General features: G+C 69.2%; 28 protein-coding genes and 2 pseudogenes. 15 read left to right on the top strand and 15 right to left on the bottom strand.

Translation table 11 applies throughout. The annotated features are described in order from the left end of the window. Positions 1–46 precede the first annotated feature (46 nt). The 3 genes from OC490_RS28830 to OC490_RS28840 are packed head-to-tail and all read right to left on the bottom strand — an operon-like array spanning position 47 to position 1,306. A complete protein-coding gene (locus OC490_RS28830) occupies positions 47–430 on the bottom strand; it encodes a hypothetical protein (protein WP_262060924.1) in 384 nt (127 codons plus the stop codon). Continuing rightward, positions 424–852 carry an ATP-binding protein gene (locus OC490_RS28835; RefSeq protein ID WP_262060925.1) on the bottom strand — a complete coding sequence of 143 codons (429 nt, stop codon included), beginning with the start codon at positions 850–852 and terminating at the stop codon, positions 424–426. The genes OC490_RS28830 and OC490_RS28835 overlap by 7 nt, the downstream gene beginning before the upstream one ends. A 46-nt stretch (positions 853–898) precedes the next feature. After that, on the bottom strand, positions 899–1,306 hold the full coding sequence (locus OC490_RS28840) for an NUDIX hydrolase (RefSeq protein ID WP_262060981.1): 408 nt from the start codon (positions 1,304–1,306) through the stop codon (positions 899–901). Positions 1,307–1,416: 110 nt separating this feature from the next. Here OC490_RS28840 and OC490_RS28845 point away from each other — a divergent pair, with 110 nt between their 5' ends. From OC490_RS28845 to OC490_RS28895, 11 genes are all read left to right on the top strand, one after another. Then, positions 1,417–2,205: a GntR family transcriptional regulator gene (locus OC490_RS28845; protein ID WP_262060926.1), complete on the top strand. Its 789-nt coding sequence runs from the start codon at positions 1,417–1,419 to the stop codon at positions 2,203–2,205. 168 nt (positions 2,206–2,373) lie between these two features. Then, complete coding sequence (locus tag OC490_RS28850) at positions 2,374–2,730, top strand: hypothetical protein (RefSeq protein ID WP_262060927.1); 357 nt, start codon at positions 2,374–2,376, stop codon at positions 2,728–2,730. Then, complete coding sequence (locus OC490_RS28855) at positions 2,730–4,112, top strand: FtsK/SpoIIIE domain-containing protein (protein WP_262060928.1); 1,383 nt, start codon at positions 2,730–2,732, stop codon at positions 4,110–4,112. Before OC490_RS28850 ends, OC490_RS28855 begins: the two co-directional genes overlap by 1 nt. 82 nt (positions 4,113–4,194) lie before the next feature. Beyond that, positions 4,195–4,836, top strand: a complete 642-nt coding sequence (locus tag OC490_RS28860; protein WP_262060929.1) for a DUF2637 domain-containing protein — start codon at positions 4,195–4,197, stop codon at positions 4,834–4,836. 3 nt (positions 4,837–4,839) lie between these two features. After that, complete coding sequence (locus tag OC490_RS28865; RefSeq protein ID WP_262060930.1) at positions 4,840–5,022, top strand: hypothetical protein; 183 nt, start codon at positions 4,840–4,842, stop codon at positions 5,020–5,022. 2 nt (positions 5,023–5,024) lie between these two features. Continuing rightward, positions 5,025–5,216 (top strand): mobile element transfer protein, encoded by a 192-nt coding sequence (locus OC490_RS28870; RefSeq protein WP_262060931.1) that lies wholly within the window; start codon positions 5,025–5,027, stop codon positions 5,214–5,216. 16 nt (positions 5,217–5,232) lie between these two features. Further along, positions 5,233–5,427: a hypothetical protein gene (locus OC490_RS28875; RefSeq protein ID WP_262060932.1), complete on the top strand. Its 195-nt coding sequence runs from the start codon at positions 5,233–5,235 to the stop codon at positions 5,425–5,427. Positions 5,428–5,452: 25 nt separating this feature from the next. Then, positions 5,453–5,698, top strand: a complete 246-nt coding sequence (locus tag OC490_RS28880) for a SpdD protein (protein ID WP_262060933.1) — start codon at positions 5,453–5,455, stop codon at positions 5,696–5,698. Between the two features lie 152 nt (positions 5,699–5,850). Next, positions 5,851–7,155: a replication initiator gene (locus OC490_RS28885; RefSeq protein WP_262060982.1), complete on the top strand. Its 1,305-nt coding sequence runs from the start codon at positions 5,851–5,853 to the stop codon at positions 7,153–7,155. After that, positions 7,148–7,381, top strand: a complete 234-nt coding sequence (locus OC490_RS28890) for an excisionase family DNA-binding protein (RefSeq protein ID WP_262060934.1) — start codon at positions 7,148–7,150, stop codon at positions 7,379–7,381. The genes OC490_RS28885 and OC490_RS28890 overlap by 8 nt, the downstream gene beginning before the upstream one ends. A gap of 10 nt (positions 7,382–7,391) precedes the next feature. Beyond that, complete coding sequence (locus OC490_RS28895) at positions 7,392–8,642, top strand: tyrosine-type recombinase/integrase (protein WP_262060935.1); 1,251 nt, start codon at positions 7,392–7,394, stop codon at positions 8,640–8,642. Between the two features lie 527 nt (positions 8,643–9,169). Here the strand turns inward: OC490_RS28895 and OC490_RS28900 are convergent. The 3 genes from OC490_RS28900 to OC490_RS28910 are packed head-to-tail and all read right to left on the bottom strand — an operon-like array spanning position 9,170 to position 12,201. Continuing rightward, on the bottom strand, positions 9,170–10,387 hold the full coding sequence (locus OC490_RS28900; protein WP_262060936.1) for an MFS transporter: 1,218 nt from the start codon (positions 10,385–10,387) through the stop codon (positions 9,170–9,172). Positions 10,388–10,394: 7 nt separating this feature from the next. Beyond that, complete coding sequence (locus OC490_RS28905; RefSeq protein ID WP_262060937.1) at positions 10,395–10,808, bottom strand: ArsI/CadI family heavy metal resistance metalloenzyme; 414 nt, start codon at positions 10,806–10,808, stop codon at positions 10,395–10,397. A 28-nt stretch (positions 10,809–10,836) separates the two neighbouring features. Next, positions 10,837–12,201 carry an NAD(P)-binding domain-containing protein gene (locus OC490_RS28910; RefSeq protein ID WP_262060938.1) on the bottom strand — a complete coding sequence of 455 codons (1,365 nt, stop codon included), beginning with the start codon at positions 12,199–12,201 and terminating at the stop codon, positions 10,837–10,839. A 146-nt stretch (positions 12,202–12,347) separates the two neighbouring features. Here OC490_RS28910 and OC490_RS28915 point away from each other — a divergent pair, with 146 nt between their 5' ends. Both OC490_RS28915 and OC490_RS28920 read left to right on the top strand, forming a co-directional pair. Continuing rightward, positions 12,348–12,725, top strand: a complete 378-nt coding sequence (locus OC490_RS28915; protein ID WP_262060939.1) for an ArsR/SmtB family transcription factor — start codon at positions 12,348–12,350, stop codon at positions 12,723–12,725. 46 nt (positions 12,726–12,771) lie between these two features. Beyond that, positions 12,772–13,008 (top strand): annotated as a pseudogene (locus OC490_RS28920) (N-acetyltransferase family protein); the annotation flags it as partial. Positions 13,009–13,024: 16 nt separating this feature from the next. Here the strand turns inward: OC490_RS28920 and OC490_RS28925 are convergent. Genes OC490_RS28925 through OC490_RS28935 form a run of 3 tightly spaced genes read right to left on the bottom strand, consistent with a single transcriptional unit; the run spans position 13,025 to position 15,478 of the window. Then, positions 13,025–14,332: a hypothetical protein gene (locus tag OC490_RS28925; RefSeq protein WP_262060940.1), complete on the bottom strand. Its 1,308-nt coding sequence runs from the start codon at positions 14,330–14,332 to the stop codon at positions 13,025–13,027. A 58-nt stretch (positions 14,333–14,390) separates the two neighbouring features. Then, entirely contained in the window at positions 14,391–15,173 is a 783-nt protein-coding gene (locus OC490_RS28930; RefSeq protein WP_262060941.1) for an aquaporin, read from the bottom strand. Then, a complete protein-coding gene (locus OC490_RS28935) occupies positions 15,170–15,478 on the bottom strand; it encodes an ArsR/SmtB family transcription factor (RefSeq protein ID WP_262060942.1) in 309 nt (102 codons plus the stop codon). Before OC490_RS28935 ends, OC490_RS28930 begins: the two co-directional genes overlap by 4 nt. Before the next feature lie 103 nt (positions 15,479–15,581). On the opposite strand from OC490_RS28935, the gene OC490_RS28940 reads away from it, so the two are divergent. After that, positions 15,582–15,995 carry an arsenate reductase ArsC gene (locus tag OC490_RS28940; protein WP_262060943.1) on the top strand — a complete coding sequence of 138 codons (414 nt, stop codon included), beginning with the start codon at positions 15,582–15,584 and terminating at the stop codon, positions 15,993–15,995. Then, a pseudogene (locus OC490_RS28945) lies at positions 15,992–16,726 on the top strand (NAD(P)/FAD-dependent oxidoreductase); the annotation flags it as partial. The gene OC490_RS28940 and the pseudogene OC490_RS28945, both read left to right, overlap by 4 nt. A gap of 24 nt (positions 16,727–16,750) precedes the next feature. On the opposite strand, the gene OC490_RS28950 reads toward OC490_RS28945, so the two are convergent. From OC490_RS28950 to OC490_RS28975, 6 genes are all read right to left on the bottom strand, one after another. Further along, positions 16,751–17,794 carry a serine hydrolase domain-containing protein gene (locus tag OC490_RS28950; RefSeq protein ID WP_262060983.1) on the bottom strand — a complete coding sequence of 348 codons (1,044 nt, stop codon included), beginning with the start codon at positions 17,792–17,794 and terminating at the stop codon, positions 16,751–16,753. Positions 17,795–17,913: 119 nt separating this feature from the next. Next, positions 17,914–19,029, bottom strand: coding sequence for a glycosyltransferase family 4 protein (locus tag OC490_RS28955; protein ID WP_262060944.1), 1,116 nt, complete (start codon positions 19,027–19,029; stop codon positions 17,914–17,916). Beyond that, positions 19,026–19,562: a dCTP deaminase domain-containing protein gene (locus OC490_RS28960; RefSeq protein WP_262060945.1), complete on the bottom strand. Its 537-nt coding sequence runs from the start codon at positions 19,560–19,562 to the stop codon at positions 19,026–19,028. The genes OC490_RS28955 and OC490_RS28960 overlap by 4 nt, the downstream gene beginning before the upstream one ends. Next, on the bottom strand, positions 19,559–20,098 hold the full coding sequence (gene dcd, locus OC490_RS28965) for a dCTP deaminase (protein ID WP_262060946.1): 540 nt from the start codon (positions 20,096–20,098) through the stop codon (positions 19,559–19,561). Before dcd ends, OC490_RS28960 begins: the two co-directional genes overlap by 4 nt. Continuing rightward, a complete protein-coding gene (locus tag OC490_RS28970) occupies positions 20,095–21,324 on the bottom strand; it encodes a metallophosphoesterase (RefSeq protein ID WP_262060947.1) in 1,230 nt (409 codons plus the stop codon). The genes dcd and OC490_RS28970 overlap by 4 nt, the downstream gene beginning before the upstream one ends. Further along, complete coding sequence (locus tag OC490_RS28975; protein WP_262060984.1) at positions 21,321–22,604, bottom strand: UDP-N-acetylglucosamine 1-carboxyvinyltransferase; 1,284 nt, start codon at positions 22,602–22,604, stop codon at positions 21,321–21,323. The genes OC490_RS28970 and OC490_RS28975 overlap by 4 nt, the downstream gene beginning before the upstream one ends. Positions 22,605–22,608 lie beyond the last annotated feature (4 nt).

The raw sequence follows: 22,608 nt of genomic DNA on the forward strand, positions 1-22,608 counted from the left end.
CACGGCGGGACGCTTCGGCAGCCGAAGAGGTACCCAGGCGACCGCTTCAGAGTGCGGAGTGCGGCTTGAAGTCGTATGCGCAGGTTGTGAGTTCGGCGCCTTGGCGGTGTGCGAGCGGCAGGAAGAGTGCCGGTCGGACTGTCCATGTGATGCGTGTGGTGAGGTGGGTGACGGATACCGCCCACGGTTCCCTGCGCAAGAGGGCTCGTCTCGTGTCGATGCGGTGGTCGTACAGCCGCTCCCACGCTTCTTGAGAAGCATCCGTGTCGAGGGCCGGTGAGATGGTGCGGAGGATCGTCGACACCCAGATGTCCGCCTCGCGCTCCGAGTACGCGTCGAAGGAACCGAACAGGGTCGGCGGCAACCGCTCGTCCAACCCTTCCGTCCAGCACTCGCACCAGAACCCGCTCCTGGTCGTGACCCTCAGCACGGGTGCCCTCCTCGTCGTACGTCCGTGAAGAGTTCCGCGGTGACGGTGTGGCCGCCGTCGCTGTCGTGGACCACGACGCGGTGCGCAATCGCGCTGACCATGCCCAGTCCCCGGCCGTGCTCCGCGTCCTGGTCCTGGTGCTCGACCTTCGGAGCCGTACCGGCGCCCCCGCCATCCGTCACCGACAGGGCGACCACCTGCGACGACACCGCAAGTGCCAGATGGAAGCTGCCGGCCTCCCGGCCGCTGGCCGTGTGGAGGATCGCGTTTGCGCTCAGCTCGCTCACGATCAGCTCGGCGTCCTCTGCCAACGGTGAGCCGCGCAGGATGTCGCGGGTCCAGCGCCGCGCCCGGCTGACCTCTTCGGGGAAACCTGGGCAAGTGAGTCCCCAGACCCGCGCAGTGCTCGTATACTCGTGCATACAAGTTCCTTCGTGCTGGTAGGCCGCCATGTGCAGCGGGTTCGGGCTAGACGAGTTTGATGCCGTCGTGGGCGCGGATGGCCGGCGGGGATGCCGCGTCGAGTGCGTCCAGGACGCGGATCGCGTATGCCTCGTCGGCGAGTTCGGATACTTCTTCGCGGGTGGCCCAGCGCAGTGCGCGGGTCTCGTCCCCGGTGGTGGGTGTGCCGTCGGCGGCCTGGCAGCGGAAGACCAGGGAGACGATCAGTCCGGTCATGTTCTTGTAGACGCCGGTGAGGGTCGCGGGGAGTGCGATCTTGATGCCGGTTTCTTCGAGGACTTCGCGTTGGAGGGCCTCGGGGAGGGTTTCGTCTCGCTCGACGACGCCACCCGGGGGTTCCCACTTGCCGTTGTCGCGGCGCTTGATCAGGAGGGCGCGGCCGTGGTCGTCGACGATGACTCCGGCGACGCTCACGGAGTGCGGACGCTCAGTGCTCACGTTCCTCGGCCCTCCCGGCTGGCTAGGCTCTCCACCGTAGCAACAACACTCGCCCACTCGTCTAGATACCTAAAGGAGTACTCGACGTGAGTCCTTTCCGTTCCGGCCTGCTCGGTGATCTCGACCCCACGAGTGATCGTGCGGTCTTCCGGCAGATCGCCGACCAACTGCGTGAGGCGATCGATCGTGGGCGATTCCACGAGGGTGACAAGCTGCCCTCCGAAGCTGACCTCGTCGAGCACTACGGCGTTTCCCGGATGACCGTCCGCAACTCCTTCTCCGTCCTCCAGGGTGAGGGCCTGGTGCATGCGGAGCACGGCAAGGGCGTCTTCGTACGGCCCCGCCCGCCCGTACGGCGGCTCGCCTCCGACCGCTTTGCCCGCCGCCACCGCGAGCAGGGCAAGTCCGCGTTCATCGTCGAAGCGGATGCCGCCGGCAGTCACCCCCAGGTCGACAGCCTGGAGGTCAAGGAGGAGAAGGCCAGCCAGGACATCTCCACCCGGCTCGGTTCCGTACGGCGCGTGCTCGCCCGTCGGCGCCGCTACCTCCTCGACGGGAAGCCGGTCGAGTTCGCCACCTCCTACCTCCCGCTCGACATCGCGCGCGGTACGCAGATCGCCGAACCCAACCCGGGCCCCGGCGGCATCTATGCCCGCCTCGAAGAACTCGGCCACCATCTCGACCACTTCGAGGAGGAGATCCGCGCCCGGATGCCCTCGCCCACCGAGGTGAAGACGCTCCGGCTGGCCTCCGGCGTGCCCGTGATCCACCTCATCCGCACCGCGTACGACACGGAAGGGCGGGCCGTAGAGGTCTGCGACACGGTCATGGCGGCGGACGCCTACGTGCTGTCGTACCAGCTTCCGGCGACCTGATCGCGTGATGGGCGGTGGTGCGCGGGGGACGCTTCCCGAACTCGTACACCCCAACGTGCATACTCGTATAGACGAGTGGGCAAGTTGTGTGGCAGGGTGGTCCGCACGAACCCGGAGATCGGGTTCGCGGGTCGCTGCTTGTATAGATGAGTAGATAGGGAAACTTCCTTGCGTACCATCCGTGTTGAGACCGCCGCCGCGACGATCCTGCTGACCGAGGCCCCGGAGCCGAAGGTCCGCGACCGTCAGACCGGCGAGATCGCCAAGGACGCCGTCAGCGGCGAGGCGCTGATGACGCTCGGCGTCGTCTACATCGAGGAGGGCGAGTCGTCCCTCATCAAGGTCACCGTCCCCGAGGGCGGGGTGTCCGAGGGGCTGGCGCTCGGCGCCCCGGTCTCGCTCCCGGGGCTCGTCGCCCGGCCGTGGGAGAGCGTGTTCAACGGGCAGCAGCGCCACGGCATCGCCTTCCGCGCCGCCGCCGTCACCCCGGCCGCGTTCCCGGCCGTCGCCGGGGCTGCCGCCTGATGACCGACCTGACGACGCTCCTGGAGGCGGGTGGTCCCCTCGCCGCGATCGGTGGCGGGGCCGCCTACACCCGGGCCAAGCACCCGGCCGCGTACTGGTCCACGATCGGCCTGCCGATATCCACAACCCGCCTGCTCAGCTCGTACGGCTCGGTCATGGAGGCCTGCGGCCTGACCGTCGCCCCGTCCCGGCTGCGCATCCTCGCCGTCAAAGCCACCACCCGCCGCGAGGTCCGCCCCGTACCGCCGCGCCGGGGCATCATCCGACCCACCACGACCGGCTTGCGGATACGTCTGCGGCTCGCCCCGGGCCAGGAACCCGCCGACGTCGCCGCCTCCGCCGAACGGCTGCGGCACGCCTGGGGAGTTCACGCCGTCTACGTCACCACCCTCAAGCCCGGCGTCGTCGAACTCCGGCTCGTCGGCTACGACGTACTGCGCCGGGTCCGCATGCCCCGCACCCGCAAACTCCCGTCCGGCCTCCTGAAAGTGCCGGTCGCTCTGCGGGAGGACGCCACCCCGTTCGTACGCGACTACCGCACCGTTCCGCATCAACTCACCCTCGGCGCAACCCTGTCCGGCAAGTCCATGTACCTGCGCCACCTGGTCGCCGGACTCGCCCGACAGCCGGTCGCCCTGGTCGGCATCGACTGCAAGCGGGGCGTGGAACTGTCCCCGTTCGCTGCCCGGCTCTCGGCCCTGGCCACCGACCCGGACCAGGCGGCCGACCTGCTGCCCGCGCTCATCGACGAGATGGAGGAACGCTACGACCTGATCAAGTCCCGACAGGGCGTCGCCCCCAACCCCCCCGACGAGGAGATCACTTCAGACATCTGGGGCCTGCCCGAACGCGAACGCCCGGTCCCGATCGTGCTGTTCGTTGACGAGGTTGCCGAACTCTTCCTCGTCGCCACCCGCAAGGACGAGGAACGGCGTGACGAGATGGTCACCCAGCTCATCCGGCTCGCTCAGCTCGGCCGCGCCGCCGGCATCTACCTGGAGGTCTGCGGGCAGCGCTTCGGCGCCGAACTCGGCAAGGGCGCCACCATGCTCCGCGCCCAGCTCACCGGCCGTGTCTGTCACCGCGTCAACGACGAAGCCTCCGCCAAAATGGCACTCGGCGACATCGCCCCCGAAGCCGTCGGCGCCGCCTGCGCCATCGCCCCCGAACGCCCCGGCCTGGCCGTAGCGGGGGATACCTCCGGTGGCTGGTCCCGCATCCGCACCCCGTACCTGTCCCTTGGCGACGCCGCTGAAATCTGCCGCGACTCCGCGCACCTGGTCCCCGACCTGCCCGCGCTCAAGCGTTTCCAGCCGTACGCACCCGCGCAACCGGTCAAGGCCCCGGGCCCCAACGTCCAGCCGCGCCCGGCAACCAACTGACCTTTTCCGACCCCGGTTTGGCGTGACCGCCTCGCGCCAGGTCCCTACCCCTCCCATGCCCGAACCCGGAAGGAGCCGCATCATGCGCGCCCAACTGGCCCGCGTCGACGCGGTGCTCGTCCAAGCACTCATCGCCGCCGCCCTCTCCTTCGCCCACCTGCACGACATCGCCTCGGCGGCTGGACAGGACGGGTGGAAAGCGTGGGCCTACCCCATCAGCGTCGACCTGCTCCTCGTCGCCGCCTGGCGCCGACTGCGGACCGGCGAGGCGAAGGCCTCCGGCTGGTGCTGGTTCGTCATCGCGCTGACCGCATCCCTCGGCGCGAACGTCGCCACCGCCGGCCTGCTCGACCTCGGCGACGTCCCCGCCTGGCTGCGCATCCTCGTCGCGGGCTGGCCCGCCGTCGCCTTCCTCGGCGGGACCCTCCTCGCCCACACCACAACGCCCCCAGCACCCACCGACATTGAGGTCGTCGACGTCCAAGAGGAGGCACCCGAACCCCCGCCTCAGACGCCCGCGCAACCGGCTGCCATCGAGGCACCACCCGAGCGCCCCGCCGTGCCGGTCCCGGCCGCCCTGATCGAGCACGCCCGCAAAGTCGCCGCCGAGCACCACACCCGCACCGGCACCCCCATCGACACCCCGACCCTCCGCGCCCGCCTCGGCGTCCCCGCACCCATGGCCGAAGCCATCGCCGCCCACCTCACACCGACAGGAAGTTGACCCGTGCCCCTCACCTTCAACACCGCCGCCGACTACCTCGACGCGGCCCGCGAGATGGCCCGCAGCAACCGATGGGCACTGGCCCGGCTCCTCGCCGAGGAAGCTGCCGACCGGACCTCGGACCCGGCCCAAGCTGCCCGCATCCTCGCCGAGTTCCCCGCCCCGAACCGCCGAGAGGAGGACTGACGATGACCGCCAACCGCCGCTTCCGCAACGTCATCCGCATCGGCCCCGTCCAGGTCGCCACGTCCTACGACGACCGGGGCCAGGAGAAGCACACCGCCGCCTGCACCGCGCCACGCTGCGGCGCCTCGCACGACTACGACAGCCGCGCCGCCGCCGAGTTGGCCGCGCACACCCACCGCTGCCCCGTCCGCTGAAAGGGAGTTCCACCCCGTGACCGTCAGCCTGCCGCTCGTCGTCGTCCTCGGCTTCTTCGCCTGGGGAGCGGTCAAGTTCCTCGGTGTCCGTACCTGGATCGTCGTGCTGGTCGCCCTGTTCGGCTTCTGGCTCTCGCACACCTTCCTCGCCCCCGCCATCGAGTCCGGCACGCGCTCCGGCGTGGGTGTCGTAAACGGCTCACATGACTAGACGAGTAGATGAGAGAGGGTTCGTCGTGTTCCTGCCCAAGTACCCCGACAACCCGACCCCGCCGCCCGCACACACCCACACCCCGGCCGACCCGATGCCCGCACGGCGCTCGCTCCCGCCGGTCGCCGTCGACCGCAACACGGTCGTCGCCCTGATCGTCGGCGGAGTCGTCCTCACCGCGCTCCTGGCCGCCGTCGCCGTAACAGCCATCTCCGTGGCCATCGCCGCCGTGGTCCTGCGCTCGATGCTCCGCGACCACCACCGGCGCTGAACGACTCCCGGAACGACCCCTGGCCTCCGGGGCGGCGGCACACGACCAAGCATTTCGCCGCCCCGGGGCCCGTCTCTCCTGACCGAGCCAGCCAGAAGGAGCAAGCCATCTTCACCCGCCCCACCCCGGCCCCACTCCCCGAACTAGCGAACCTGGCCGCGCAAGGCACCCTCCCGGGTATCCTCCGCCAGCTCTCCGGCCTCGGCGGCTGCACCAACCCCATCCGCCTCGACGGCCACCGCACCGAATACGACGTCAACACCACAACCGGCGAGATCGGCACGGTCCTCCACCACCTCGATTCCTCGACGCTCCCGGCCGGCCAACTCCTCGTCCGCTGCAACAACCGCCGCACCACTCGCTGCGCGGCCTGCTCCGAGGTCTACCGCCGCGACACCTTCCACCTGATCACCTCCGGCCTGCGCGGCGGCAAGGGCACCTCCGAACACGTCGCCACCCACCCCCGCGTCTTCGCCACCTTCACCGCCCCCGGCTTCGGCCCGGTCCACAATCGCCGCACTGACGGCCGCCCATGCCGCTGTGGCACCCCCCACGCCCAGGACGACGACACCCTCGGCACCCCACTCAACCCGGACACCTACGACTACGAAGCCGCCGTCCTCTGGAACGCACACGCCGGTCCCCTCTGGCGCCGCTTCTCCACCTACCTGCGCCGAGAGGTCGCCAAGCGCGCAGGCCTCTCCCAACGCCGCTTCCGCGACCACGCGCGCGTGTCCTTCGCCAAGGTCGCCGAGTACCAGAAGCGAGGAGCCGTCCACTTCCACGCAGTCATCCGCATCGACGGCCCCACCGGCGGCGACACCCCACCCCCGCCCTGGGCCACCGCCGACCTGCTCACCGACGCCATCCGCACCGCGACCGCCAAAGTCCAAGTCGACGGCCCAACCATCGACGGCCGCGCCCACACCTTCACCTTCGGCCGCCAACTCGACGTCCGCACCATCCGATCCGCCGACTTCAACGACGGCCAGGAACTCACCGAACGAGCCGTCGCCGCCTACATCGCCAAGTACGCCACCAAGGGCGCCGAAACCGCGACGGGAGCTCTCGACCGCCCGCTCAAGTTCGCCGCCGAACTCGCCCACCTCGACATCAGCGACCACGCCCGCCGCCTCATCCGCACTGCCTGGACCCTCGGCGCCCGCAAGGACCTCGAACACCTCCGCCTGCGCGCCTGGGCCCACATGCTCGGCTTCCGCGGCCACTTCTCCACCAAATCCCGCCGCTACTCCACCACCCTCGGCGCCCTCCGCGACGCCCGAGCCGAATGGCGCCGCGCCCAAGCGACCCCCACGCCAACAGAACCCCACACCAACACGACATACGTCCTCGCCCACTGGGTCTTTGCCGGAACCGGCCTCTCGTCCACCGAAGCCTGGCTAGCCGAGACCCTCGAACCCGCCCTCGGAACGGAAGGAGAGCCCACCCGTGGCTGAGCCGCGAGCCCTGACCGCTGTCCCGGAACTGGCCGACCCGTCCTTGGTCCTGCTGACCGTCGAAGAGGCGGCACGGCGACTCCGTATCGGCCGTACAACCTGCTTCAAGCTCGTGCTCGCGGGCGAGATCGAATCGGTCACGGTCGGCCGCCTACGCCGAGTTCCGGCTGAGGCGCTGCCCGCCTACGTCACCCAACTCCGCCGCCGTCCCTCCGTAGCGGCCTGAGGTGGGCGACATGGCAGAGACCAAACGCACTCGCCAGCCCAACGGCGCCTCGTCCATCTACCTCGGCAAGGACGGCAAATGGCACGGCCGCGTGACGGTCGGCGTCCGCGATGACGGCAAGCCTGACCGCCGCCACGTCGAGCGGAAGACGAAAGCCGAAGTGACCAAGGCGGTCCGCGAGTTGGAACGGGCCCGCGACGACAAGAAGCTCCGGAAGCCGGGCAAGGGCTGGACCGTCCAGGCCTGGCTTGAGCACTGGGTCGAGAACATCGCCAAGCCGTACGTCTCCGAGAACACGTACGCCGGGTACGAGGTGGACGTACGTGTCCACCTGGTCCCGGGCCTCGGCGCCCACCGACTCGATCGGCTGGAGCCCGAGCACCTGGAGCGCTTCTACCAAAAGATGCAGAGCAACGGCAGCGCGGCCGGCACCGCCCACCACGTGCACCGCACCGTCCGTACCGCCCTCAGCGAGGCAGTACGGCGCGGACACGTGCCCACCAACGCGGCCGAGATCGCCAAGGCGCCTCGACTCGAAGAGGAGGACATCGAGCCGTTCACGATCGAGGAGGTTCAGAGCCTGCTCGTCGAAGCGGCCAAGCTCCGCAACAGCGCGCGGTGGGTCGTCGCCTTGGCGCTCGGCCTCCGGCAGGGTGAGGCTCTTGGCCTGCACTGGGAAGATGTCGACCTCGCCTCGGGATACGTCCGTATTCGCAAGAACCGGCTCCGCCCCAAGTACGCGCACGGCTGCGGCGCCAACCCGTGTGGCCGGAAAGCCGGTTACTGCCCCAAGCGGGAGCAGACCCGGCGCGAGCACAAGTCCACCAAGTCACGCGCGGGCCGACGCACCATCGGCCTTCCCGACCCGCTGATCAAGATTCTCCGCCAGCACCAGGAGGCCCAGGAGCGGGAGCGGATCGCGGCCGGCACCGACTGGGAAGGCAAGGGGTACGTCTTCGCCTCGCCGATCGGCGGCCCTCTCAGCCCCAACACCGACTTCCACACCTGGAAGCGACTCCTCAGGGACGCGGGCGTGCGCAACGGCCGTCTCCACGACGCTCGCCACACCGCCGCGACCGTTCTCCTGATCCTGGGGGTCCCTGACGTCGTGATCGACTCGATCATGGGTTGGGAGCCCGGGGGAGCGGCCCGGATGCGCGCTCGGTACATGCACGTGACGGGGACCATGCTTCGCAAAGTCGCCCAGCAAGTTGGCGACGCCCTTTGGGAGCTCCCGAAAACGGACTCAGAGACAAACTGAGACGGAAACTGAGACGGACAACGACGAAGGGCCCCACCGCGAACGGTGGGGCCCTTCGACATCGTGCCCGGTGAGGCACTGGCGGAGGATACGAGATTCGAACTCGTGAGGGGTTGCCCCCAACACGCTTTCCAAATGTTCGTCTGGGGGTACGGGGAGGGACGGGCGCGTTCTGACCTGCGGCGGAGAGGCCGGCCGGTGGGCCGTTGAACGGTCCCGGACGTGGGTGAATGAGACCAGGATTGAGACCACGGTGTTCGGTCAGGGTCTCGCCGGTTGAGAGGTGGATGGCAGCTGGCCGTGGCGAGTTCGAGCCTGAACCGGCGACTCCTCTGTCCCAGGCGTTCTTGGGCTACGTGGCGAAGGTCCTCCCGGCAGGCTTCCAACCCGGCACAGTCCTCAGCCTGGACACCCTGAAGAAGATCCAGCACTGCATGAATTCAGCAAGCTGATCCGGAGCCATTCCGGCGGGCCAGGGGCACCTTCGCTCCTTCTTGCCCTGTTCTGCTTCCCGAGTCGTCACAACGCTAGCTGTGACGGTTCGGATCACTTCCCAGGGCGAAGAGGGCTGCTGCGGCGGAAGCCAACGCAAGCGCGATGAACAGGCCGGGATAGCCGCCGAGCGGTCCTGCTAGCGCGGCTCCCGCGAATGGAGCTAGGGCGGATGCGATGGTGGCAGGCGCGGCCAGGAGCCCCGAGAGGCGTCCGTAGTGGGTGGTTCCCCAGCGGTCGGTGACGGCGGTGGCCTGGAGCAGGGTGAGGTTGCCGCGCACCATGCCGGCTGCGATCGCGATGCCCACGAGCAGGGGGAAGGGGCCGGAGACCATCGCGAATGCGGCGGTGGTGGTCCCGCCGAGGGCGATCAGTGTGACGGTGCGGGTGGTGACGCCGGTGCGGCGGGCGAGGGTCGCGTACAGGGTGCGGCCGAGGGTTTGTCCTGCGCCGCCCAGGCCGAGGGCCCAGGCGGCGGCGGTGGGGCTGGCGCCGCGTGCGATCAGCAGGGGCACGAGGGCAATGACGACGGCGTACATGGCGAAGCTGTTCAGCGTGAGGGCGGTGGCGAGCATCAGGAAGGGGCGGCTGCGGGTCACCGGCCCGCTGGAGCTGTCCTGTTGGGAGGGTGGCGCCGGTGCGGGTGGCCACGGTGCCCGGAGCGCGAGGGCGTGGGCGGGGATGGTGACGAGGGCCAGGAGCAGCGCGAGGACGGCGTACGTGCTGCGCCAGCTCAGGTGCTCGGCGAGGGTGGCGGTCAGCGGGGCGAAGGCGGTGGAGGCCAGTCCACCGGCGAGGGTGACGATGGTGAGGGCGCGGACGCGGTCGCTTCCCCACCAGCGGGTGAGGGCGGCGAAGGCGGGCTGGTAGAAGGTGGTGGCCATGGCCACGCCGGCCAGCAGCCAGGCGGCGGTGAAGGTGATCAGGTTGGGCGCGTAGGCGATGGCCAGCACGGCGACGACGCCCAGGGCGGAGCCGGTGGTCATCACGGCGCGCGGGCCTCGGCGGTCGATGATGCGGCCGACGGGTATGCCGGTGACGGCGGAGACGAGGAGTGCGCCCGAGAAGGCGGCGGTGGTGGAGGTGGCCGACCAGCCCGTGGCTGCGGTGATCTGCGGATTGAGGACGGGGAAGGCGTAGTAGACGATTCCCCAGCTGGTGATCTGGGTGGCGCACAGGGCGGGTAACGCGGCGCGAGGCCGTGACCGGTCTCCCGTTCCGGTCACGGCCTCGTCGGCGCGAAGGGTGGTCATCGGCGGGTCAGCAGCAGCCGTCCGCGATGGCCGGTTCCTTCGAGCCGGTGTCGGCGTCGGCCTTGACGACGTACACCTCCCAGGGTTCCTGGCCGGGGCCGTGGACCCAGACCTTGTCCTGGAGGGCGTAGCAGCAGGTGGTGTCGTTCTCCTCGGCCGTGGTCAGGCCGGCCTCGCTCAGCCGGGTGGCGGCGGCGACCACGGCCTCGGTGCTGTCGACCTCGACGCCGAGGTGGTCCATGCGGGTCGCCTCGCCTGCGGTGCCTTCGATGAGGACGAGCTTGAGCGAGGGCTCGGCGATGGCGAAGTTGGCGTAGCCGTCGCGGAGTTTGGCGGGCTCGATGCCGAAGAGCTTCGTGTAGAAGGCGATGGACTCGGCGAGGTCGGGGACGCGGAGGGCGAGCTGTACGCGGGACGTCATGGCGAACCTCCTGGGGTGGGTGGGGAGTTCAGCAGCCACCGGCGGTGGAGGAAGGGGCGCCGATGCCGATCTGGAGGGTGGACGGGGCGGCGCAGCATCCGCCGCCGGACTGCTCGGCGTTCTCCGGCTCGTCGAACAGGCCCGCGCCGCCGCACACACCCGTGTCCGGGAGGGTCAACTCGACGCGTTCGGCGGCCTCTTGGTCTCCGGCGAGGGCGGCGGTGATGGAGCGGACCTGCTCGTAGCCGGTCATCGCGAGGAAGGTGGGGGCGCGGCCGTAGGACTTCATGCCGACCAGGTAGACGCCCTGTTCCGGGTGGGAGAGCTCGTTCACGCCGTGCGGGTAGACCGTGCCGCAGGAGTGGACGTTCGGGTCGATGAGCGGAGCCAGGGCGGTCGGGGCCTGGAGGCGTTCGTCGAGGCCGAGGCGGAGTTCGGAGAGGAAGGACAGGTCGGGGCGGAAGCCGGTCAGGACGATGACCTCGTCGACCGGGTCGAGGCGGCGGTCGTCCTCGGCGACGAGGACGAGCTGGTCGCCGTCGTGTTCCACAGCCTGTGTACGGAATCCCGTGACCGCGCTCGCGTGGCCCGCTTCGACTGCTGCCTTGGCTCGCAGGCCCAGCGCCCCGCGGGCGGGGAGCTGGTCGGCGTCGCCGCCACCGAACGTGTTCGAGCCGATGCCACGGCGCAGGATCCACACCGCGTGCGTGCCGTCCTCGTCCTTGGCCAGGTCGGCGAGGAGGGCCAGGGCGGTGAAGGCGGAGGCACCGGAACCGACGACGGCCGTGCGCTTGCCCGCGTAACGGGCGCGTACGGCCGGGTCCTTGAGGTCCGGGACGCGGTAGGAGATGCGGCTGACGGCCGTCTTCTCGCCGAGGGTGGGCAGGCCGTCCGCGCCCAGCGGGCTGGGGGTGGACCAGGTGCCGGAGGCGTCGATGACGGCGCGGGCGGTGATCCGCTCCTCGCGGCCGTCGGTGGACTGGAGGTGCACGGTGAAGGGCTGCTCATCGCGGCCGGCGTCGACGAGGCGGTCGCGGCCGGCTCGGGCTACCCCGGTCACCGTCGTGCCGTAGCGGACCTTGTCACCGAGTACGTCGGCCAGGGGCTGGAGGTAGCGCTCGGCCCAGTCGCCGCCGGTCGGGTAGGTGGAGGCGTCGGGACGCACCCAGCCGGTCGGGGCGAGGAGCTTCTCGGCGGCCGGGTCGGTGACCTCGCCCCAGGTGGAGAACAGGCGGACGTGCGACCACTCGCGTACGGCGCTCCCGGCGGCCGGGCCGGTTTCCAGGACCAGGGGTTCGATGCCGCGCTCGACGAGGTGGGCGGCGGCGGCCAGGCCGATGGGGCCGGCGCCGATGACCACAACGGGCAGATGGTCGGTGGTGAGCGCGTTCACTGGGTTCCCCTTTACTTCGACGTTTGTCGATGTTCTGCTCGGCCAGAATGACACCTGAATCGATAAGCGTCAACATAGACATCCATCGAATCTGGGTGGATGGTGAACCCTCGCCAGGCTGGTTCGACGTATGTCAACATAGATGCATGTCGAATACGAAGGTGCTGCCGCTGCTGGAGCCCGAGGTCTCCGAGGCCGTGGCACCGTGCTGTCCTCCGCTGACCGAGCGCCCCTTCACAGCTGGGGAGGCCGAGACGGCCGCGCGGATGTTCAAGGCGCTCGGTGATCCGGTGCGGCTGCGGCTGTTCTCCCTGGTTGCCTCGCACGAGGGCGGCGAGGCTTGCGTGTGCGACATCTCCGACGTCGGCGTGTCGCAGCCGACCGTCTCCCATCATCTGAAGAAGCTCAAGGAGGCCGGGTTGCTCACCTCCGAGCGGCGCGCCACCTGGGTCTACTACCGCGTCGAGCCGTCCGTCCTGGCCGCGATGGGCAAACTGCTGACCATTGTGCCAACCTCGGCCTGAAGGCGACCGGCAACCGAGAGGGGCGCACCGTCGCGGTACGTCGCCCCCCGGCGCTCGCGGGCGCGGAGTGGCCTCCGCGCTCCGCAAGGCGTTGATCGACTCCACCGAGGCCGCCGGGATCCGGACCATTCGGTCCGGGATCTTCCCCGAGAACACCGCCACCGTCGCGCTGCACCAGCGTGGCGGCTTCCGCGGCATCGGCACGTGCGAACGCCTGGGTCGGCATCACGGCCGCTGGCGGGACGCCGTGCTCATCGAGCACCGCAGTCCCACCATCAACTGAACGCCGGAGACCGCGCTTAGGCAGCTTCGGCAGGCTGGGGGTTCCAGAGCTGCGTGTACCGCTCCACCTCTTCGGAACTCAGGTCGTTGTTGCCCTCGGTGCGCACCAGGGTGGTGTCCCAGGGCTTGTTGCCATCGGGGCGCGGGGTGAGCAGCACGCCGAGGGTGGAGCTTTGTTCGGCCAGGCCGGTCTGCTGGTGGAGCTGGTGATGGCGCAGCAGTACGTACGACTTGAAGGCGGCTTCCACCTCGGGGCCGAAGCGCGCGGTGCATCCGAAGATGAGCTGGCGGGTGCCGTACGGGTCGATGGAGCGGCGCCAGCGCCACTTGGTCTCGCCGTCGGGCACCTCGCGTACGTCGGCCAGCATGTCCAGCAGCAGTTGTCCCCACTCGGCGCGCGATCCGACCGGCAGCTTGTCCAGGTCGGAGAGGAGGAGCTGCCTGTTGGGCTCGCTGATCTGCGTTCGGATGGCGCTGGTGGCGACGTCCTCCATGATGATGCGCATGACCCGGTGCGCGTGGTCCGACCCCACCGGGGCCTGCGGGAGCAGCGGGGTGGAGTAGGAGGTTCCGCCGAGTGCGGCGACCGCAGGGTTGAGGGGGCCGGGAGGTGCAGCGGCGTCGGCCGCGGCGAACTCGTAGTACCGCACGGGCTCTTCGCCCAGGGCTACGGGAGGTTCGGCGGCGGCGCGGAAGAGGTAGTCCAGGACGGCGGTGGTGGAGCGCAGTTGGTCGAAGAGGAAGTCCCAGTCCCGCCGGGTCAGGGCGACCATGGGGATGCCGATCGGCTCCAGCGAGCAGATCGTGCCCTCGGGTATCTGCTCGTGGTCCAGCAGGAAGACCCCGATCCACTCGTAGGCGTTGCCGTCGACGGACAGCGTGCGATCACGGCCGTTGGTCATGTTGGCGGGCAGCAACCGCAACTGGCGTACGGTGCCCTTGGCTTGGCGCACGGCCTTGGTCGCCACCTTCTGGATCCAGGCCACCTCGCTGTCCGCGTCCTTGGGCCGGATCGTGCGTGCCTTGACCTGGATCACCGCTCCGCGTCCACCGGCGAGCAGCAGCCTGTCACCGAGCTCGCGTCGCCCGGAGCCCTTGCTCGCGTAGGCGGGCTGGAAGACGAAGTCGGACAGTCCCCAGGTGGCGGCGGCGGTGTGCGCCGCCACCTCGGCACCTGTGCCGTGCTCCACGCCGGACGGCAGGGGCAGCGCCGGACGTATGCGCCGCACGTACTGCCCGTTCGCGGTCTCCACGATGAGCGTGAACGCGTCGGGGTCGTCGTCCTGGATGAACCGCCACAACGCGGGAGAAGCCTGATCAGTCACGTCCTCTATTAGACGCAACGTACGGCAGCCGACGCCTGCCCTTTTCTCGTAGTACGTGTCACTCGGCGGCTTTCCGACCCGACATGAAGATGACCGCCACCAGCGCCAACCCGACCACGGCACCGACGAGTTGCATGCCGATGAACCCCAGGACCGAGCCCGGCGCGATGCCCGCGAAGGTGTCGGTGAAGGCGCGGCCGATGGTCACCGCCGGGTTTGCGAAGGACGTCGACGAGGTGAACCAGTACGCGGCGCCGATGTAGGAGGCGACGGCCACGGGCGCGAACTGGAGCCGGTCGGCGCGTGCCAGGCCGAAGATCAGCAGGACCAGACCGGCCGTCGCGACCACCTCACCGAGCAACAAGTGCCCCGACGAACGGTCGTGCGTGGACCACTTCACCAGCGGCTCGGCGAACATCGCGTCCGCCAGGATCGCGCCCGCGATGGCGCCGACGATCTGCGCGGGCAGATAGACGGCCACCTCGCGCAGGGTGACCCCGGCGCCGCCGCGTCGCGCGGTCCACCACTCGGCCAGGGTGACGACCGGGTTGAAGTGGGCACCGGAGACCGGGCCGAGCAGGAGGATCAGGATGCCGAGGCCGAAGACGGTGGCCGTGGAGTTGGCGAGCAGCTGCAGGCCGACGTCCTTGGTGAGTTCGGTGGCCTGGATGCCGGAGCCGACCACGACCGCCACCAGCAGGGCGGTGCCTATGAGTTCGGCGGCGGCCCGGGCGACCAGGGGAGTACGCGGCGGAGTGGCACCCGGCGCGGACCCGACGGTGCCGGGTGCCGGAGCGGGTGTCGCGGACTGCGCGGTCGGGGCGGCTTCGGCGGCGGTCATGGGCAGGCCCTCTTGTTCTCGGCGGCGGCGCGCGCGGACTCGGCCAGCTCGGCGAACTGGCCGGCGAGTGACGCGAGGACGTCGGGCTTGAGCCGGTAGTACGTGTACCGGCCGCACGGTTCCGTCTCGACGACCCCGGCCTCGCGCAGCACCTTCATATGGTTGGAGAGGTTGGTCTGCTTGGCACCGGTCTCCTCCACGAGGTGGGTGGTGCACAGCGTCTCTTTGGCGAGCAGGGTCACGATCTGGAGCCTGAGCGGGTCGGCCAGAACCCGGATCAGATCAGTGTCGACTGACGTCAGCATGGACTGATACTTTCATATCAGTGGTGGCTGACACCATCAGGTGCTGATGTCAATCGCGCCTGATGCTGCCTGATCCCGTCGTGAGACAAGAGAGAGACCTCTGATGTCCGACAAGCCCTCCGTGCTGTTCGTCTGCGTCCACAATGCCGGCCGTTCCCAGATGGCCGCCGCGTGGCTGACCCACCTGGCCGGGGACCGCGTCGAGGTCCGCTCCGCCGGCTCCAACCCGGGCGCCAACGTCAACCCGGCCGCCGTCGAGGCCATGGCCGAGGTCGGCATCGACATCTCCGCCGAGGTCCCGAAGATGCTCACCGTGGACGCGGTGAAGGAGTCCGACGTCTGCATCACCATGGGCTGCGGCGACACCTGCCCCGTCTTCCCTGGCAAGCGGTACCTGGACTGGGACCTGGAGGACCCGGCGGGCCAGGGCGTCGAGGCCGTCCGTCCGATCCGGGACGAGATCAAGGTGCTGGTCGAGGGCCTGATCAAGGAGATGGCGCCGGAGCCGCAGGCATGAGCACGGCGACGGACACGACTGCGGACGTACGCAACGTCATCGTCATCGGCTCCGGCCCCGCCGGGTACACGGCCGCCCTCTACACCGCCCGCGCCTCGCTGAAGCCGCTGGTCTTCGAGGGCGCGGTCACCGCGGGCGGCGCGCTGGTGCAGACGACCGAGGTGGAGAACTTCCCCGGCTTCCGCGACGGCATCATGGGCCCGGACCTGATGGACAACATGCGGGCCCAGGCCGACCGCTTCGGCGCCGAACTCGTCCCAGATGACATCGTCGAGGTCGACCTCACCGGCACGGTCAAGACCGTCACCGACAGCGCGGGTACGGTCCACCGCGCCAAGGCCGTCATCGTGGCGACCGGCTCGCAGCACCGCATGCTGGGCTTGCCCGGCGAGGACGCGCTCTCCGGCCGGGGAGTCTCGTACTGCGCGACCTGCGACGGCTTCTTCTTCCGCGAGCACGACATCCTGGTGGTTGGCGGCGGCGACACGGCGATGGAGGAAGCCACCTTCCTCTCCCGGTTCGCCAAGTCCGTGACGATCGTCCACCGCCGCGATACCCTGCGGGCCTCCAAGACCATGCAGGACCGCGCCCTCGCGGACCCGAAGATCTCCTTCGCCTGGAACAGCGAGGTCGCCGAAATCCGCGAGGACGGCGGCAAGCTCGCCGGGCTCGTCCTGCGCGACACCGTCACCGGCAAGACCTCCGAACTCCCGGCCACCGGCCTGTTCGTCGGCGGCGTAAGTCTGGCCGCCGACTCAGCCGAAGGCGAGTTCACGGAAGGCGTTGCGGATCTCGGTGAGGGGCTGGCGGTCGCGGGTGTAGTAGAGCTTGTTGGTCAGCAGTACGGCCCAGCGCCCCTGGTCGGGCGAGATCCACATGCCGGTTCCGGTGAAGCCGTAGTGCACCCAGACATCCTGGGTCGACTTGGTACCAGGAGCTGGGTGCCAGAACAGGCCGCGTAGGGGCTCCAGTCCACCAGTCTGGATCGTCAGCGATTCGGTTGCCCAGGCTGGACCGAAGCCAACCTGCTCAGATGCGGAAGTGTCGCTCAGCATGTATCGCAGGAAAGCGGCGAGGTCGTCGAGGACGGTGAAGGCGCCGGCGATGCCGCACACGCCGCCAAGGAGCCGCGCGGAGAAGTCGTGGGCGACGCCTTTGAGGTGAATGCCGGTGTCCTCGTCGAGTTCGGTCGGTGCACACCGTGCGGCGATCTCGGAGGGCAGGGGTCCGAATCGGGTGGTGTTCATGGCGAGCGGCTGCCAGGTCCGTTCCGTGGCGAGCCGGTCGAGGCGCTGGCCCGAGAGGTGTTCGGCGAGGTAGCCGAGGATGAGGGCGGCCCGATCGGTGTATTCGACGGCCTCTCCGGGCTGTCGGTGTAGTGCTTCCCTCAGTACGCCGTCGCGGATGTCCTGCGGGTCCGTGCCGTAGAGGTTTCTGAGCTGGGCCCGCAGGGGGACGCCCGCCATGTGGGTCAGCAACTGGCGGGCGGTTGCCGATCCGAGCGCGTGGCCTTCGACCTCGGGCCAGAAGGTACCGAGGGGAGAGTCGAGGTCGAGCTTGCCTTCCTCCCAGAGGGAGCCGATGGAGGACCACACAGCGAGGATCTTGGTGAGGCTGGCAGCGTCGAAGACGGTGTCGGGCCGCATCGGCACGTCCGGTTGCTCGGGGTCGAGGACACCTGCGGTGCCATGGACGTGAGTTCCGGCGGCGTCTCCGACGGCCCATACAGCGCCGGGGTAGACCTTGTCGCGGACGCCTTCGCTCAGGAGCTGTTCGATGCGGTCGGTGCGGTACGTCATGGTCTCCCTGTTCGCAGTGGGCATCCCGCCGGTCAGCGTAGTGACGCGGGTGGGATGAGTGGAGGAACGGCGTGCGGGGCTGCCCTCGCCCCGCCGGATGGCCCGGTTTCCGGACCTGCTCAGGAGAGTTGGTGGCCGAGGTCGATCAGAGCTTGTGCGGCAACCGACAGTGGGTAGCGAGCAGCGTTCGCGTAGCCCGCCTGCCGCAGCGCAGACATAAGGCAGGTAGAGGTTCGCAGCCGATCCAGATCGCGGGCGAGAGCAGCCGAGTTGGTGAAATCGGTGGCCATTCCGGAGGCGGCGAGGGCCTCGTTGAGGCCGGGTACAGGTTGGTACAGGACAGGCAGGCCACAGGCTTGGGCCTCCAGCGCGACCAGGCCCATGGCCTCCAGGGTGGTCGACGGCATGACCAGTACGTCGTGCTCGGCGAACACCTTCCACAGTTGTGGACGGGGTAGCCACCCGAGGTAGTGGGCCCTCACGCCGGCCCGTTTCAACAGCGGGGCCAGGGCGTGGAATTGGGCCCGGGGCGCGGCGATGCTCAGCTCGACACCTGGCACAGGGGCCAAGCTCTTGATCAGGGCCGCCACGCCCTTCTCGGCGGTCAGCCGTCCTGCGTACAGCAGTCGTAGGTGGCTGGTGGAGGCGTGGGTTGGTCGGGGCGGCGGAGCGGTGAGCAGGTGGTCGGGGATGCCCCAGGGGATGTGGGTGATCTTCCGACGGTCGGTCTGCGGCGCGAGCTTGAGCAAGCGGTCGGCCATTGCCTCTGTCGGTACGACGATGGCGTCGGCGGCTCTCACGGTCTCGCGCAGGACTCGGAGTTGATCGCGATGGGCCTCGGCGAAGATCAGGTCGGTGCCGTGGACCAGAGCGATGCGGGGATGCAGGGGCAGGGCTCGGATCAGGGCTGGGGTGGCGCCGAATGTCAGGTGCTGGAGGTGCAGGACGCCGATCTGGTTTGGGTCGATCGCGGCTCTGAGGGCCCTGCGTAGGGCTGTGACGTAGCTGCCGAAGGCCGGGCCTTCCAGGCACTTGCCGGCCACGGGTAGCAGGTCGAGCCCAGCGGGGAGAAGACGCCTCGGGTTGGACGGGCCGAGCATGAACGCCCGTGCGGGGATAAGGGGGCACTCGCCCGTGTAGAGGTCGAGGAAGAGTTCGACGCTGCCGCCCGGACTTCCGGCGGGCAGGTCCAGCAGGGTGGCGGCCAGTGGCCCGGCGGCTGGGCGGGGACTCACAGGACTCCTCCGGGGATCTCCTCGTAAAGGCGGGAGATGTCGATGCCGTCGGTCGCCGCGTACTTGGAAAACTGCTGCTGGTAGCTGGCCGGCGTGCCGAAGGCGGTGAGGAAGACGAGCTTGCCGAAGGTCATCCCCGGATAGACCCGGACGGGCTTGGCGGCGCGGATCTCCAACGTCCAGCGAATGGCGTGGCCTTGGTGGCCGAGCGGGGCGGAGACATGGACCCAGATGCCGAGTGCGCCGATGGTCCGATCGCCGTTGAGCATCTGCGCGTACGCCTCCGAACCGGTCTTCTCCAGCGTGACACCGAGGTAGAGCACCCCCGGCTTCAGCACCAATCCCGCTACAGGGATGGTCTGTTCGACGAATGCGGTCGGGGCGGCGGCGTCCAGGTCACCGGTGCATACGCGGAGCGTGTCGCCGAGCCGCCAGTCGTAGGCGTTCGGGGAGAGACGGGCGGGATCGTACGGGTCGATCGTGATCTCGCCGGTCTGGAGGGCAGCGCTGATCGCGGGGCCGGTGAGGATCACGAGGCGACCGCCTCTAGCGGGGCGACGTCCCGCCAGAACTTCGACGGCTGCGGGCCTGTGGCCGTCTGGTACTTGCCTTGGTAGGGGTCGATTTCACCGGTGGAGACGAAGAACATGATCTGCGCGATCTTCATGCCGGCGTACACCCGTAGCGGACGGACTGGCGAGAGCATCAGCGTCCACTGGCCGTGGAAGCCGATGTCGCCGATGGGGGCGGTGATTTCGACGAAGAGGCCGAGCCTGCCGACCGAGGAGCGGCCGAACAGCAGCGGTACGAAGGAGTTGGAGCCGACCTGTTCGAGGGTGTGCCCGAGGTACAACTCGCCGGGTTGGAGTACGTATCCGTCCGTACCGATTTCCATCTCACGCGTGAGGTTGGGGCGGTGGGAGTCGATAACGGTGTCGGCGTAGGTCAGCAGGGTGGGACCGAGGCGGACGTTGTAGCTGTTGGGGTTGACCTGTTCCAACTCGAAGGGGTCGATGGTCAGGCGACCGTCGCGGGCAGCGGCGGTGATCTCTGGCCCGGTGAGGATCACTGCTCGCCTCCCTCGGTGGCGCCGCCGGGCAAGGCGGTAGCCAGGAGACGGCGTACGGCTTGGCTGAGCCGGAGTCCGGCTTGATGCGTTCGACCGTCCAAGTGGCTGTCGGCGAGGTAGCCCGTCGTCAGCACGCTGCTCATCGCCGACGGAAGGGGCGTGGGAGCAATGGCCAACGGGCCGACACATTCAGCGAGTTGCCTGAGCAGCTTGTCGTGGTCCTGGGCCTGCTCGTCAGGAAGGACGGCGTGGACGAGGTGGTTGTCGAAGGGCTCGATGGCCAACAGGTCGCCGAGGGTGAGTACTTCGCCGAGCGGTACGGAACGGAGGGCGGTCTCGTTGAGGATGACCGCGTCCGCGCCGAGGCCGGAGTGGAGTCGGCTGGCGATCTCTCCCAGCAGATAGCTGCGGTCCAACTCCCTATTGCGATAGGGCTCGTTCACGGTGCCGAGCGGACTTGCCAGCTTCTGGCTAACGCGGGAGATCTTCTCCTGCACCGTGGCGAGGTCTTCGGGAACTACGGTTGTGTTGGGAAAAGTGCATGTGCGAGCGGCCCAGCCGCTGCCAACGGGTTCTGCGGTGGCGTAACCGATGCCGAGTTCGCGTCCCTTAACGACCAGGGTGTCGCCGATACGCACGGGGCCGTAGGTGTCGCTGTGGCAGTGGCCAGCGAAGATGACGTCCGCGAACGGGCAGGCTGCGGCCAGCTTCAGGTCCTCCTCGAAGCCGGAGTGGGAGAACACGATCCAGGCGTCGGCTCGGTGGTGGTTCTCCAGCATCACCTCACGCAGGGCATGAGCCGGGTTGGTGACGTGGTGGCCGTTGCGGTCGCGGGTGGGGATCGTGTTGAACGCCTGGGGGCCCATCACCGCAGTGATGGCAACCCGTTGACCGCCGATCCGCTTGATGCGTACTCGGTCGAAGAGGGATTTGCCGTTGGCGTCGGAGGCGTTGGCGCACACGGTCATCTCGTGCAGCCCTGGCTCGAAGTAGTGCGGCCAGCCGTGATTTCCGGGCGCGAGTAGGTCGTACAGGCTGGTGAGGATCTCGCGCTCGATCTGGCCCTTGCCGAAGCGGTAGTAGCCGCTCCCTTCGAAGAAGTCGCCGCAGTCCACGATCAGGCTCTCGGCCCTGGCGGTGTGGAGGTGGGTGAGCATCGGCGTGGCCGCGTCGAAGGCCGAGTGGACGTCGGTCGTAGCGATGATCTTCCGTAAGTGTCGGCTCATGGGGTGACCTCGCAGATGTCGGCGCCGAGGGCGTGCAGTTTGGTGGGCAGATCGGCGTGTCCGCGGCGGAGTTGGTCGAGGCCGCCCAGCGTGGTGACACCGCGTGCGGTGAGGCCGGTGATGAGCAGGGCGGAGCCCGTGCGGATGTCGGTGGCCTCCACTCCGGTCCCGGTCAACTGCTGCGGACCGGTGAGACGGCACTTGGTGGGCGACAGGTCGTGAATCTCGGCGCCGAGGCGGGCGAATTGGGGCAGTAGGTTGCCGTGGCGGCCGGGGTTGATGGTGTCGGAGAAGAGATGGGTGCCGGGGCGGGTGAGGGCCAAGGCCATCAGGGGCGGTTCGAAGTCGGCGTCCAGGCCGCCGGGGGCGAGGGAGGCGACGGCTCGTAGCGGCCGGCTGGTGGGGCGGGTGTCGTGGGCATGGATGGTCAGTACGTCGTCCTCGGTGCTCGCGGGCACGCCGAGCTGTCGTAGAGCGCTGACCAGGGGAACGACGTCCTCGCCGCGTACGCCGCAGATACGTGCCTCGCCGCCCGTCACTGCAACGGCACAGGCCAGCGTGCCTGCCTCGATCTTGTCGCCGGGCACCTTCCAGGCGATGGGCTCCGGAGGGGCAGACGGTGGGGGTGCGAGCGAGAGGAGGGACTCGCTGACTCGGCACTGCCATCCGGCCAGCCGTAGCGCCTCTACGACGCTGAGGACTTCCGGCGAGAGGTTGGGTCCTCCCAGCCGCAGTGGCCGTCCGGCCACGACGGCGCGCAGGACGGCGGCGATGGTCGCGCCTCGGGAGCGGAAGGGCAGCATGATCGAGACCGTTCCGGTCCGTGCGGGGGCTGCTTCCACGAGGTAGCCCCGGTCGTCGATGGTCGTACGGTCGCCGAAGTGCTCGTAGACCGTGAAGTGTTGTTCCATGCCGCGTTCCCCGATCCGGCATCCGCCTGGCCAGGGAAGTCGGGCCCGTCCGTATGCACCGAGCAGCGCTGGTACGAGGTAGTACGAGGCTCGGATGCGTGCGGCGGTTTCGGGGTCGGGCCCAGGTTGCGGCCTGTCGCTGGGCAGGATGACCGCGGTGTGCGGATCGGAGACGGGGCGGGCTGTGTGCCAGCCGGACTGTTGGAGCAGGGTGAGCATCGTTTCGACGTCGGTGTTTGTCGGGACGTTGCCCAGGTGCACTGGGCGGTGCATGGCCGCGGCGGCGGCCAGAAGTGGCAGGGCTGCGTTCTTGGACCCGTCGACAGTTACGGAACCGGCAAGGGGAGTGCCGGGCCGGATGGCGACCACTTCG

This window comes from Streptomyces sp. STR69 (assembly GCF_024519455.1).
GTDB lineage: Bacteria > Actinomycetota > Actinomycetes > Streptomycetales > Streptomycetaceae > Streptomyces.

What these genes read in the sequence shown, in the direction of transcription:
- OC490_RS28835 (WP_262060925.1), bottom strand. Translation starts at nt 852, where the DNA reads ATGCACGAGTATACGAGCACTGCGCGGGTCTGGGGACTCACTTGCCCA.
- OC490_RS28855 (WP_262060928.1), top strand. Translation starts at nt 2,730, where the DNA reads ATGACCGACCTGACGACGCTCCTGGAGGCGGGTGGTCCCCTCGCCGCG.
- OC490_RS28860 (WP_262060929.1), top strand. Translation starts at nt 4,195, where the DNA reads ATGCGCGCCCAACTGGCCCGCGTCGACGCGGTGCTCGTCCAAGCACTC.
- OC490_RS28870 (WP_262060931.1), top strand. Translation starts at nt 5,025, where the DNA reads ATGACCGCCAACCGCCGCTTCCGCAACGTCATCCGCATCGGCCCCGTC.
- OC490_RS28895 (WP_262060935.1), top strand. Translation starts at nt 7,392, where the DNA reads ATGGCAGAGACCAAACGCACTCGCCAGCCCAACGGCGCCTCGTCCATC.
- OC490_RS28900 (WP_262060936.1), bottom strand. Translation starts at nt 10,387, where the DNA reads ATGACCACCCTTCGCGCCGACGAGGCCGTGACCGGAACGGGAGACCGG.
- OC490_RS28905 (WP_262060937.1), bottom strand. Translation starts at nt 10,808, where the DNA reads ATGACGTCCCGCGTACAGCTCGCCCTCCGCGTCCCCGACCTCGCCGAG.
- OC490_RS28915 (WP_262060939.1), top strand. Translation starts at nt 12,348, where the DNA reads ATGTCGAATACGAAGGTGCTGCCGCTGCTGGAGCCCGAGGTCTCCGAG.
- OC490_RS28930 (WP_262060941.1), bottom strand. Translation starts at nt 15,173, where the DNA reads ATGACCGCCGCCGAAGCCGCCCCGACCGCGCAGTCCGCGACACCCGCT.
- OC490_RS28935 (WP_262060942.1), bottom strand. Translation starts at nt 15,478, where the DNA reads ATGCTGACGTCAGTCGACACTGATCTGATCCGGGTTCTGGCCGACCCG.
- OC490_RS28940 (WP_262060943.1), top strand. Translation starts at nt 15,582, where the DNA reads ATGTCCGACAAGCCCTCCGTGCTGTTCGTCTGCGTCCACAATGCCGGC.
- OC490_RS28950 (WP_262060983.1), bottom strand. Translation starts at nt 17,794, where the DNA reads ATGACGTACCGCACCGACCGCATCGAACAGCTCCTGAGCGAAGGCGTC.
- OC490_RS28970 (WP_262060947.1), bottom strand. Translation starts at nt 21,324, where the DNA reads ATGAGCCGACACTTACGGAAGATCATCGCTACGACCGACGTCCACTCG.